13 protein-coding genes are annotated in these 12,032 nt (G+C 32.1%); 4 read left to right on the top strand and 9 right to left on the bottom strand.

The genetic code is table 11. The features are described from left to right. Positions 1 to 81: 81 nt before the first annotated feature. Both ABD011_RS14835 and ABD011_RS14830 read left to right on the top strand, forming a co-directional pair. Positions 82 to 1,329: a helix-turn-helix domain-containing protein gene (locus ABD011_RS14835; protein WP_343799512.1), complete on the top strand. Its 1,248-nt coding sequence runs from the start codon at positions 82 to 84 to the stop codon at positions 1,327 to 1,329. A gap of 546 nt (positions 1,330 to 1,875) precedes the next feature. After that, positions 1,876 to 2,067 carry a hypothetical protein gene (locus tag ABD011_RS14830; protein ID WP_129761145.1) on the top strand — a complete coding sequence of 64 codons (192 nt, stop codon included), beginning with the start codon at positions 1,876 to 1,878 and terminating at the stop codon, positions 2,065 to 2,067. Between the two features lie 36 nt (positions 2,068 to 2,103). Here the strand turns inward: ABD011_RS14830 and lspA are convergent, their stop codons facing one another. From lspA to ABD011_RS14815, 3 genes are all read right to left on the bottom strand, one after another. Further along, positions 2,104 to 2,601, bottom strand: a complete 498-nt coding sequence (gene lspA, locus ABD011_RS14825; RefSeq protein WP_134200801.1) for a signal peptidase II — start codon at positions 2,599 to 2,601, stop codon at positions 2,104 to 2,106. A gap of 3 nt (positions 2,602 to 2,604) precedes the next feature. After that, a complete protein-coding gene (gene fabD / locus ABD011_RS14820) occupies positions 2,605 to 3,498 on the bottom strand; it encodes an ACP S-malonyltransferase (RefSeq protein WP_129761143.1) in 894 nt (297 codons plus the stop codon). Positions 3,499 to 3,578: 80 nt separating this feature from the next. Further along, positions 3,579 to 4,502 carry a dihydrofolate reductase gene (locus tag ABD011_RS14815; RefSeq protein WP_134200805.1) on the bottom strand — a complete coding sequence of 308 codons (924 nt, stop codon included), beginning with the start codon at positions 4,500 to 4,502 and terminating at the stop codon, positions 3,579 to 3,581. A 359-nt stretch (positions 4,503 to 4,861) separates the two neighbouring features. Here ABD011_RS14815 and ABD011_RS14810 point away from each other — a divergent pair, with 359 nt between their 5' ends. Further along, on the top strand, positions 4,862 to 5,161 hold the full coding sequence (locus ABD011_RS14810; protein WP_129761141.1) for an isoamylase early set domain-containing protein: 300 nt from the start codon (positions 4,862 to 4,864) through the stop codon (positions 5,159 to 5,161). A gap of 65 nt (positions 5,162 to 5,226) precedes the next feature. On the opposite strand, the gene ABD011_RS14805 is transcribed toward ABD011_RS14810, so the two are convergent. The 6 genes from ABD011_RS14805 to ABD011_RS14780 form a co-directional block, all read right to left on the bottom strand. Then, complete coding sequence (locus tag ABD011_RS14805) at positions 5,227 to 5,679, bottom strand: energy transducer TonB (protein WP_131508877.1); 453 nt, start codon at positions 5,677 to 5,679, stop codon at positions 5,227 to 5,229. Between the two features lie 2 nt (positions 5,680 to 5,681). Next, the gene (locus ABD011_RS14800) at positions 5,682 to 6,506 is read right to left on the bottom strand and encodes a thymidylate synthase (protein ID WP_335977335.1); all 825 of its coding nucleotides are present in this window, start codon (positions 6,504 to 6,506) and stop codon (positions 5,682 to 5,684) included. A 207-nt stretch (positions 6,507 to 6,713) separates the two neighbouring features. Continuing rightward, positions 6,714 to 8,243, bottom strand: a complete 1,530-nt coding sequence (locus ABD011_RS14795) for a NupC/NupG family nucleoside CNT transporter (RefSeq protein WP_343799503.1) — start codon at positions 8,241 to 8,243, stop codon at positions 6,714 to 6,716. Between the two features lie 15 nt (positions 8,244 to 8,258). Beyond that, positions 8,259 to 8,867 (bottom strand): bifunctional nuclease family protein, encoded by a 609-nt coding sequence (locus ABD011_RS14790; protein ID WP_129761138.1) that lies wholly within the window; start codon positions 8,865 to 8,867, stop codon positions 8,259 to 8,261. A 119-nt stretch (positions 8,868 to 8,986) separates the two neighbouring features. Next, on the bottom strand, positions 8,987 to 9,946 hold the full coding sequence (locus ABD011_RS14785) for an electron transfer flavoprotein subunit alpha/FixB family protein (protein ID WP_343799501.1): 960 nt from the start codon (positions 9,944 to 9,946) through the stop codon (positions 8,987 to 8,989). 21 nt (positions 9,947 to 9,967) lie between these two features. Beyond that, complete coding sequence (locus tag ABD011_RS14780; protein ID WP_129761136.1) at positions 9,968 to 10,714, bottom strand: electron transfer flavoprotein subunit beta/FixA family protein; 747 nt, start codon at positions 10,712 to 10,714, stop codon at positions 9,968 to 9,970. A gap of 303 nt (positions 10,715 to 11,017) precedes the next feature. Between ABD011_RS14780 and ABD011_RS14775 the strand changes: the two genes are divergently transcribed. After that, positions 11,018 to 11,995 carry a pyruvate dehydrogenase complex E1 component subunit beta gene (locus tag ABD011_RS14775; RefSeq protein WP_131508880.1) on the top strand — a complete coding sequence of 326 codons (978 nt, stop codon included), beginning with the start codon at positions 11,018 to 11,020 and terminating at the stop codon, positions 11,993 to 11,995. Positions 11,996 to 12,032 lie beyond the last annotated feature (37 nt).

Here is a 12,032-nt window from a genome sequence, read left to right as displayed (position 1 = left end):
TAACTTAGTCAGTGTATTAACAATTTTTTAAGAGCATTTCATTATTAAATTGAATAACTTTAAAAAGGCTAATTCAATCTAATGAAATTTCATTTAAAAATAAAAAGGTTGCTTTTATCTATTGGTTTTACTTTGTTTATAACCAATTGTTTTTCAATGACTGCTATTGATGTTGCGCAATTAAGTGACTCCTATAATTTAAAGTATGGAGTTTTAGACTTTTTATATTTCTACGTTGCACTTATTGGTTTTTATGTTGCCATAATCCTCAATTTTACAAAGAATACGGATAGAGTTAGTACAAGTTTAATGAGTGGTTTTATTCTTGTTCATACTTTTTTTATATTGGATTTTGTGCTTTATAATACCAATTATCAGCTTAAATATGCGCATACCTATTTAATGTCTGCTTCTGTAGCTTTACTTTATGGTCCATTACTGTACTTTTACTTTAAAAGAATTAATAATCAACATAAGTTTAAAGCATTAGATGCTTTACACCTCTTACCTACAGTGGTATTACTTTTCTTTTTATTTCCATTGTATAGTTTGCCTTTAGAAGAAAAAATTAAAATACAATTAGGGACAAGTAGTGTGTACACTGAAAGCTCGTTTTTTTATATAGTTTTTATCCCAAAGTTAGTGTCGTTAATTATCTACGGATTTTTGATAAGTAAAAATCATTTAAAGAGTGCAAAGTCTAAACTATACAAGAATTTAGAAGCAATCGTTTTTTGGAAGAAGGGAGTGTATAGAATGCATGTACTTTTTGTAGTGTCTTATTTTATATATGGTATATCAATTAGTGGCCTGTTTTTTAATGCATATAGTTTTATTTATCAAATTGTAGTGGTAGCTATGGCTTTAATGGTGCTTTATATTTCCTATATGGCTCAAGTGCAACCTAAAGTATTTAGTAAAGAAATAATTTTAAAGAATACTGAGTTTTTTTCAAAATATCAAAAATCAGGATTAACAAAATCGTTGTCCAATGAATTGAAGCAAAATTTGATTACGCTTATGGTAGATCATAAAATATTTATGGATAACAGTCTAAACCTAGAAAGCCTTTCTGAGAAACTCGAAACATCTCGCCATAATACATCTCAGATTATAAATGAGCATTTTAATATGAACTTTTTTGAGCTAGTTAATAAATTTAGAGTTGAAGAAGCTATCCAAATGCTTAAGCTAAGCGATAAGAATACTCAAATTATTGATGTTGCTTATGCTGTTGGTTATAATAATAAGGTTACATTTAATAAAGCATTCAAGAAAGAAACTTCTCTAACACCTTCACAGTTTTTGAAATCAGTAAATGAAAAATGAGTAAACTATTATAGGCTTTACCTTTTTTTAACGACAAAATAGCTTCATTTATGATGCAATTGCAAAGGTAGTTTGTCTGCATCAAACTAAAACTAAATTCTATAGTTTCATTAAGCTTTGTATTCATATTGTGAAAAAATAGATTTGAATTAGCCTTTAAAAATATTTATCACCTACCTTTTTGCAGTTGTATTTTTAATTATTTCAATAGTAATATAGTTATCAACGTCTCAAGGAAAAAGTATCAACTTAACCCTGACTTCTGTTAGTTAGGAATGAGTTAAGTTCTTTTATTGAGCATGTCTAACTCAATACAAGTTTTAGGTAAAATCTGAAAGATTAAGTAATTTCCTTGAGGCTTTTTATGAAAGACCAGTATTTTTTGAATTTTCAATAGATGCTGGTTTTTCCTACAAATATCATAACGATATGAGCATTAAATTATTATATTCGTATTTAATAAATTGATTAACAATGATTTAACCTCAATTATTTTGAATTGGGATATAAGATGCCTTTCTTTGCCTTGAATGATAAATGAATAAAATGAAATTGATAAGTATAAAAAGACAGACAAAACCCGAAGCACGATTCACTCCAAAAATGGGTTTATTACAAACAAATGTAACGTATATTAAAAAGCAATTTTTAAGTATTCCGTTTAAAACCCTTCACAAATATAGAGAGACATACTATGGTGAAGTAAAAGATTGCGAAGACTGTATTTTAGCTAAATAAAAAAGTAAAAGCCTCTATTAAGAGGCTTTTACTTTTTTATTCTACTGTTGTTTTTTTCTTAGTAAAAAAACTTCCTAAAAGTAATAATATCATCCCAGATGTAACTGATATATCGGCAAGATTGAAGATTCCGGTTCTAAATACTCCACCAAAATCTAAATGAAGAAAATCTATTACTTTGCCATAAGCAATACGGTCAAAAATATTAGCAATTCCACCTCCTGCAATACAACTTAGACCAATAATTGCTAATTTATCTAAATGTTTGTTTTTGAAAATATAAAAAACAAGATAGCTTAATACTAAAACGGGTAATAGTATTAAAAGTATAATACGTAATGTGTCGTTTAGTTCGCTACCCATTCCTAAAAAGGCACCTGAGTTTTTTACATATTGAAGAATAAAAGTGTTACCAAAAACTTCAATGGTTTCACCTAAATTCATTTTACTATCAACTATCAATTTAGATATTTGATCTACAGCAATGTTTACTACAATAAGTAGTATTATAGCTAAATTTCTAGATAGTTTCATAAGTTATGAGTTAGTCTCAAAAGTTGCTGAAACCGTTTCAGCTTCTCTATTTATTTTTTTAACTAAACCTTGTAATACTTTTCCAGGTCCAACTTCAGTAAATAATGTTGCACCATCAGTAATCATTTGTTGTACCGATTGTGTCCATCTTACAGGAGCTGTTAATTGAGAGATTAAATTGGTTTTAATGGCAGCTTCATCAATTACTGCACTTGCTGTAACGTTTTGGTATATTGGGCAGTTTGGTTTACCAAACATTGTGTTTTCAATAGCGGCAGCAAGTTCTTCTCTTGCTGGTTCCATTAAAGGTGAGTGAAATGCTCCACCTACAGGCAATACTAATGCACGACGAGCTCCTTCTTCTTTTAAAGTTTCACAAGCTTTGTTAATAGCTTCAACTTCCCCTGAAATTACCAATTGTCCAGGGCAGTTATAATTAGCAGCAACTACAACACCTTCGGTCATTGCACATACTTTTTCAACTACATCATCATCCAATCCTAATACTGCAGCCATTGTGCTTGGTTGTAATTCGCAAGCTTTTTGCATTGCCAAAGCACGTTGCGATACTAGTTTTAAACCATCTTTAAAAGTTAAAGTGCCATTTGCTACCAAGGCCGAAAACTCTCCTAAAGAGTGGCCAGCAACCATATCAGGTTTAAAACTATCACCTAAGGTTTTAGCTAAAATTACTGAGTGTAAAAATATTGCAGGTTGAGTAACTTTTGTTTCTTTAAGGTCTTCTGCAGAACCTTCAAACATTATATCAGTTATAGAGAATCCAAGAATATCATTGGCTTGTTCAAAAAGTTCTTGAGCAAGAGGTGAATTTTCATATAAGTCTAATCCCATTCCAGTAAATTGGGCACCTTGACCAGGAAAAATGTATGCTTTCATGTATTAAAATTTTATGTTGCAAAAATAGGAATAATATCTTTAAAAGATATTAGCATTAATTTTGAGATAGGTATACTTTTTTACTGTCTTACATAGGTTATAAAAGAAAACGCATGATTGTGCTTTTCATCTTTTTCATGGCGTTCTCTATCTATTTCTTTCCAAGTGGTAGTATCTATTTCTGGAAAAAATGTATCAGCACCTTCAAAAGTGTCATGTACTCTTGTAAGTTCAATTTTATCAACAAGATTAATGGATTGTTTGTAAATTTCTCCGCCACCAATTATAAACGGTTGTGTGTCACTTTTAGCCGCATCAATAGCGTCTTCTAAAGAATTAACTACAATTACTCCATCTGGTACTTTATAGTTGTTTTGTCTTGTAATTACTATATGTGTTCTGTTAGGAAGCGGTTTAGGAAAGCTTTCAAAAGTCTTACGACCCATTATAATATGATGACCAGAGGTTAAACTTTTAAAACGTTTAAGGTCGTTACTTAAATGCCAAATAAGGTCATTGTCTTTACCAATAGCATTATCTTCACCAGCAGCAACAATTATGGTAAGTTGACTAGCCTTGTTGCTTTTTTTAAGTTTTTGAACTTCATTATATGCTTGGGTTTTTGCCATATGTGTTTCTTCTTTCAAAAAACCTTGTTTTAGTTGTTCAATACGCTCTTGTTGTTTAGCAACCAATTTGTCTAATTGCTGTTGTTCCCAGGCTGTTCCCATAAATTTTTGGGTTACAAACACATTGAAAAGGTGATATATAAAAAGAAACAACCAAATAAGTATTGCATATACAAACCAGTCTATACCAAAAAAGGTAGTGTCTTTTCCAATACCTAAAACAGTATTTGCAACAATTAAAAACACAGCTCCAATTAAAAACACAACAAAGTGAGCATATAAGCGCTTTTTTTGTTTAATGCGTTTTTGAGCGTTTTGTATAAGCTCCAATTGTTCTTTATCTATTTGAGGTTTTTGTTTTTTCTTTCCGAACATAATCATGAAATAATTGAAAGGTAAATTTACGTCTTTTTTATAATATAGTTTTTAAGATTTTATAGGTCTATTTTTTAAAGTAATAGAGTTTAATTGATGTAAAAAGTCGCGAAATCGTTGTAACATAAGTGCTAGTGATTGAGGTATTTGAAAGTGCAAACGTTGTAGTGGTAAACGCTCTGAAAATCAAACGATAGCAATGTTGAATATCTGCCAAAAAAGAATATGTTTTTTTTCTTACTTTAAATTAAAATGAACTCATTTTTAACGAAATGATAAATCGTGTCTCAAATGCAAAGAATTGTTTGTAGCTAGGATTTTCTTTTATAGCTTTGAAATAGAATTAAATACATTTAATTATGGCTATTAAAAAACAATACTTAAAAAGCAAACCAGTATGTAAAGTCACTTTTTCTGTACCTGCTGAAGAAGCTAAAAAAGTAACAGTAGTAGGAACCTTTAACGAATGGAAAGAGAAAAAAGATTTTCAGCTTAAAAAGTTAAAGAACGGGACTTTTAAAGGTACTGTAGATTTAGAAAAAGACAACTCTTATGAATTTAGATATATTGTAGATGGTACATATACCAACGACGAAGCTGCTGATGCCTACGCATGGAATGACTATGCAGGAGCTGAAAACAGCGTTTTAAATTTATAATTTTGAAAAAACAGATTAGAAGAAAAGCTTTCAAAAATTGAAAGCTTTTTTTGTTTTGTATAGTTTTATCTATTACTAAGATAAACAGGTATTGAATAAGGAATAATAACAGGTTTCCCTTTAATTTTACCAGGAGTCATTTTTGGTAAACTATTAATAACTCTTACAGCCTCTTTTTCAAGTTTTGGGTGAGGACCTCTTGCTTTAGCTTCTATAATTTCCCCTTCTTTATTTAATTTGAAAATAATATAAACGGTATAATCACTTGCTGGCAGGTCAAGGCTTTTAAATACATCAAGATTGTAGTTTTTAGTGATGAATTTTGAAATTTTATCTGACATGCATTTTTTTAGTTTTTTATTACTTCGTTTTCGCTCACAACCAGGATAAATAGGAATTTCATCAAGGACTATAATTTCAGATTCGTTTTCGCTCTCAGGTTTAGTGATTGAATCTTGAGCATTGCTTAGACTAGTAAGAAATAAAAAGCAAGTAAAAAAGACTAGTGTTTTAAGCATGTTTATACAGCAACAGCACCTTTAATATGTGGGTGCGGATTATAATCCACTAAAGTGAAATCGTCAAAAGTAAAGCTAAAAATATCCTTTACTTCAGGATTTAAAATCATTTTTGGTAATGGTCTTGGGTCTCTAGAAAGTTGCAATTCTAGTTGCTCGAAGTGGTTGCTATAAATATGAGCATCACCAAAAGTGTGTATAAATTCTCCAGCTTCATAACCACACACTTGAGCCATCATCATGGTAAACAATGCATAAGACGCAATATTGAAAGGAACGCCTAAAAATATGTCAGCACTACGTTGATAAAGTTGACAAGATAGCTTTCCGTTTGCTACGTAAAATTGAAAAAACGCATGGCAAGGAGGTAATGCAGCTTTACCGTTTGCAACATTTTCACTAAAGCTTTTAGAAGTGTCAGGTAGCACTGAAGGATTCCAAGCTGAAACTAACATTCTTCGGCTATTTGGGTTGGTTTTAAGTGTTTCAACTACTTCCTTTATTTGGTCAATTTCGTCACTATTCCAGTTGCGCCATTGATGACCGTAAACAGGTCCTAAGTCTCCATTTTCGTCAGCCCATTCGTTCCAAATACGAACGCCATTTTCGGTTAAATAGTTAATGTTTGTATCACCTTTTAAAAACCACAGTAACTCATGAATTATTGACTTAAGATGTAGTTTTTTGGTTGTTACCATTGGGAAACCTTCACTTAAATCAAAACGCATTTGATAACCAAAAACACTTTTTGTTCCTGTTCCTGTTCTATCTCCTTTTTCGTTTCCGTGTTCTAAAACATGTTTTACTAAATCTAAATACTGCTTCATAATCTATTCCTGCGAAAGCAGGAATCTGTTTTTTAAGTTAGACATTTGCTGAAGAAATTTCAGTGCATACGAAATTAATAAAAAAGAAATGCTGTTTTTATATTTGATAAACGATAGATATGAAAAAGTTATTAACGAAGATAAAGTACTTGTTTGTACACTTCGATTCGATGCTTATTAAAAAATTTCTGCTTTTGCAGAAATTGTTTAACCTATAATCATACCAGCAATAGTTGCTGAAATCAATGATGCAATTGTACCTCCAATTAAAGCTTTCATCCCAAATTTAGATAAGGTTTTACGCTGTCCTGGAGCTAAAGAACCAATACCTCCAATTTGAATACCAATAGATGCAAAATTAGCAAAACCACATAGCATGTAGGTTGCCATGATTATTGATTTTTCGTATGTTAAATGAATTGAGTTTCCTGCGTTTTTAAGGTCTGCTAATTGAATGTATCCAACAAATTCACTTGCAGCTAATTTAATACCTAGCAACTGTCCCATAAGCGCCATGTCTTCTTTGGCAACACCAATTAACCACATTAAAGGAGAGAAAATATAGCCCAAGATAAACTCTAATGATAAACTTTCATATCTAGTATTTTCAACAATCCAAGAGTTTAAGCCAGTATAGTATCCTACTTTTCCAAATCCATAGTTAATCATAGCTATAAACGCTACAAATACTAAAAGCATAGCACCAACATTAACGGCAAGTTTTAAACCTTCGGTAGTTCCATTAGCAATAGCGTCTAGTATATTTGAACCAATTTTATCTTGAGATACAGAAACATCGGTATTTACCTCTTCAGTTTGAGGGTAGAGTATTTTTGAAATGACAATAGCACCTGGAGCAGCCATTACTGATGCCGCTAAAAGGTGTTTTGCGTAAAATAGTCTTAATTCAGGATCGTCACCACCTAGAAAACCAATGTAAGCTGCAAGTACAGCTCCAGCAACGGTAGCCATACCACCAATCATGACAAGTAGCATTTCAGACTTGTTCATTTTTTCTAAGTAGGCTTTAATTAATAAAGGTGCTTCTGTTTGTCCTAAAAAGATATTTCCAGCAACACTTAAACTTTCAGCTCCTGAAATTCTTAAGGCTTTTGAAAGTAACCAAGCCATAGCTTTAACTACCCATTGAATAACGCCTAAATAAAACAAAACCGATGTAAGTGCCGAAAAGAAAATAATTGTTGGTAGTACTTGGAACGCAAAAATAAATCCAAAGGTATCCATATCAACTACTAAGCCTTCAAATAAAAATTTACTTCCTGCTCTTGTAAACTCAAGAACTTGAACAAAAATTCCGCCTATAAATTCAAAAATAGTTTTGATGAATTCCACTTTTAATACTCCAACAGCAATTAGTAGCTGAAAAGCTAGACCAATACCTACGATTCTCCAGTTAATAGCTTTTCTATTACTACTGAATAAAAAAGCAATAAAAACTAAACTTATCATACCTAATGCACCTCTCCAAAGACTATTGAAAGAAAACCCTTGGCTAGGAATAATTGTACTTTTAGGTGTAGCGTCTTCAGTTGTAGTAACAGCATTTTCAGTATCTACTACTTCAGTAATTTCATTAATTGAATTTATAGAGTCTGTTACAATTTCTGTAACTTGTTCAATAGTATCTAATTGAGTGGTTGTTTCTGGATTTTGTGATACGGTTAGGGTTGTAAAAAGAAAAAATAGGGCAACAAAAAACAAAAACTGCTTTCTCATAATTTAAAATAGGTATTACTCTCGTTTTGAGATTTCGTCACGAATATTTGCTGCTTTTTCATAATCTTCATTATTTACAGCTTCGTCTAAAAGTGAATGTAATTCTTCAATAGATTTATCTTTGTAGCTTTCATGAACGCTAGCTTCAATTTCTTCAGCAACTAATTCATCCATTAAGATACTATCTTCTTCTTCGTCTTTTTTAGGATTTACTTTTAAGTAAATACCTGCTTTGTCTAAAATGTTTTTGTAAGTAAAAATAGGAGCGTTAAAACGCAAAGCTAAAGCGATGGCATCACTGGTTCTTGCATCAATTATTTCCTCTATTTTATCACGTTCACAAATTAAACTTGAATAAAACACACCATCTACCAATTTATGAATGATAACTTGCTTTACAACAATATCAAATCGGTCAGCAAAATTTTTAAAAAGGTCGTGTGTTAAGGGTCTAGGAGGTCGTATTTCTTTTTCTAAAGCAATGGCAATTGATTGTGCTTCAAAAGCACCAATAACTATTGGAAGTTTTCGGTCACCATCTACTTCGTTTAAAATCAAAGCGTAAGCGCCATTTTGAGTTTGGCTGTACGATATGCCCTTTATGTTAAGACGAACTAAGCTCATAAATTTAAAAACACAAAGAACTGTTTAAATTAGGACTTTACCAAACTGAAATTAACAGATTTGGAGATTTAGACCAAATTCAAACAGTCCTTTAACAATACAATTTATAAAAAAATTATTTATTGCTGAGCTTTAAATTCCTTTAATTTCTCTATTAGTTTAGGTACAACTTCAAAGGCGTCACCCACAATTCCGTAATCAGCAGCTTTAAAGAAAGGTGCTTCAGGATCTGTGTTGATAACTACTTTTACTTTTGAAGCATTGATACCTGCTAAATGCTGAATAGCTCCAGAAATTCCAACTGCAATATATAAGTTTGATGCTACTGGTTTTCCTGTTTGTCCTACGTGCTCACTGTGTGGTCTCCAACCTAAATCACTTACAGGTTTAGAGCATGCTGTAGCAGCACCAAGAACATCTGCTAATTCTTCTATCATTCCCCAGTTTTCTGGACCTTTTAATCCACGTCCACCAGATACTACAACTTCAGCATCTGCAATAGTAACTTGACCTGTAACTTTATCTACAGTATCAACTTGTACTTTTATTTCTGGAATTGAAGCTGAAAAATCTTCAGCAGCTGCACTTGCAGTATTTTCTTTTAATCCGAAAGCATTTTTTGAAACAGCTACTAATTTAACATCAGAGTTAATAGTAGTCATATTAAATGCTTTGTTTGTAAATGCAGTACGTTTTACTGTAAATGGCGACGTGCTAGAAGGCGCTTCAACCACGTTAGATGCAAAACCTGCATTTAAATCTACTGCTAAAAGAGGTGCTAAATACTTGCTGTCTGCACTTGAGCTTACTATAACAACTTTGGCATCTTCTTTTTCTGTAGCTTGTTTTATAATGCTTGCATAGGCGTTGGCATTAAATTTATCTAAACTAGCATCGTTAACTTTTAATACTTTGTCAACACCATAGTTTCCTAAAGCTGATGTGTCATCAGCATTTATAGTAACTGCAGTTACTGTTGTTCCCATTTGGTCTGCAACAGCTTTTGCATAAGAAGCAACTTCAAACGCTACTTTTTTAAATTTTCCTTGTTCTGATTCTGTATATACTAAAACTGACATCTTTTCTTTTTTGTACGTTAATTAAATGACTTTTGCTTCGTTGTGAAGTAGGTTTACTAATTCACCAACATTATCTGCATCTACTAAAGTAACAGCACCTTTTGGAGCTGGTTTTTCAAACTTAACTGAAGCTGTTTCAGCTGATGCATCAACAGGTTCTACAACGTTAAGAGGTTTTTTACGAGCCATCATAATACCTCTCATATTAGGAATACGTAAGTCACTTTCTTCAACAAGTCCTTTTTGACCACCAATTACTAGTGGTAAAGCTGTAGACACAGTTTCTTTTCCTCCATCAATTTCTCTTACAGCTTTTGCCGAAGTTCCATCAACCTCAAGGCTAATACAGTTGTTTACAAAATTTGCGCTAGTTAATCCAGCTAACATTCCTGGAACCATACCACCATTGTAGTCAATAGATTCACGACCAGCAATTACTAAATCGTAACCACCATTTTTTACAACATTTGCCAATTGCTTTGCGACTGCAAAACCGTCTGTAGCTTCAGTGTTAACTCTTATAGCTGTATCTGCTCCAATAGCTAAAGCCTTACGAAGTGTAGGCTCAGTTTCAGGGCCACCAACATTTACAACATCTACGCTAGCACCTTGTTTTTCTTTAAACCACATAGCGCGAGTTAATCCAAATTCATCATTAGGATTGATTACGAATTGTACACCATTTGTGTCAAATTTTGTGTCGCCATCCGTAAAATTAATTTTTGAAGTCGTATCAGGTACATGACTAATACATACTAATATTTTCATATCGTTATTATTATGTTTTACACTAAAAAATTTTTGAGGTTACGAAGTTAATTATTTTAATTTGAATATTTACTATGCGTGCATAATATTTTTTCCTTTTTAAAGATAATTTCAAGATCGATTGATGAAATTTTGAAAAAAGATGCGCAAATTTTAAGAATTCTTTAAAACAAAATACGATTTGAGTGTTTTAAAATAGCATCAATTTAAAAATGAAGACCCAATAAGAAACAATGTATTATTATAAGGTGTATTTTTTATGAAATATTCCTATTTTTGCTTTCCGATTTAAAGAGATAATACATGAAAACTATTCAATTTAGAGAAGCAGTTTGTGAAGCCATGAGCGAAGAAATGCGTCGTGATGAAAGCGTTTACTTAATGGGTGAAGAAGTTGCTGAATATAATGGTGCATATAAAGCATCAAAAGGTATGTTGGACGAGTTTGGTCCTAAACGTGTTATTGACACACCAATTGCTGAGCTTGGTTTTGCAGGAATTGCAGTAGGCTCAACAATGACTGGTAATAGACCAATTGTAGAGTATATGACATTCAATTTCTCTTTAGTTGGTATTGACCAAATTATAAACAACGCAGCAAAAATCAGACAAATGTCTGGTGGACAATTTAAGTGTCCAATTGTATTTCGTGGACCTACAGCTTCTGCAGGACAGCTAGCTGCAACACACTCTCAAGCTTTTGAAAGCTGGTTTGCAAATACTCCAGGTTTAAAAGTTGTTGTGCCTTCAAACCCTTATGATGCAAAAGGATTATTGAAATCTGCTATTCGTGATGACGATCCAGTAATTTTTATGGAAAGTGAGCAAATGTATGGTGATAAAGGCGAAGTTCCTGAAGGCGAATATTTAATTCCGTTAGGAGTTGCAGATATTAAACGCGAAGGAACTGATGTTACTATCGTTTCTTTCGGAAAAATCATCAAAGAAGCTTACAAAGCAGCAGACGAATTAGAAAAAGAAGGAATTTCTTGTGAAATTATCGATTTGCGTACTGTACGTCCAATGGATAGAGCAGCAATTATAACTTCTGTAAAGAAAACAAACAGATTGGTAATTCTTGAAGAAGCATGGCCTTTTGGTAATGTGTCTACTGAAATTACATATTTAGTACAGTCTGAAGCGTTTGATTATTTAGATGCTCCAATTGTAAAAATTAACACAGCCGATACACCTGCTCCTTACTCTCCAGTACTTCTGGAAGAATGGTTACCTAACAGTAACGATGTAATAAAAGCAGTAAAAAAGGTAATGTATAAATAAATCGCATTTTTTTGCGTTATATAAACTTCATTGGCAG

The organism is Gaetbulibacter jejuensis (genome assembly GCF_039524015.1).
Lineage (GTDB): Bacteria > Bacteroidota > Bacteroidia > Flavobacteriales > Flavobacteriaceae > Gaetbulibacter_B > Gaetbulibacter_B jejuensis.
Note: the sequence above shows the minus strand (reverse complement) of the source record. Positions and strands in the feature narration are given on the sequence as shown.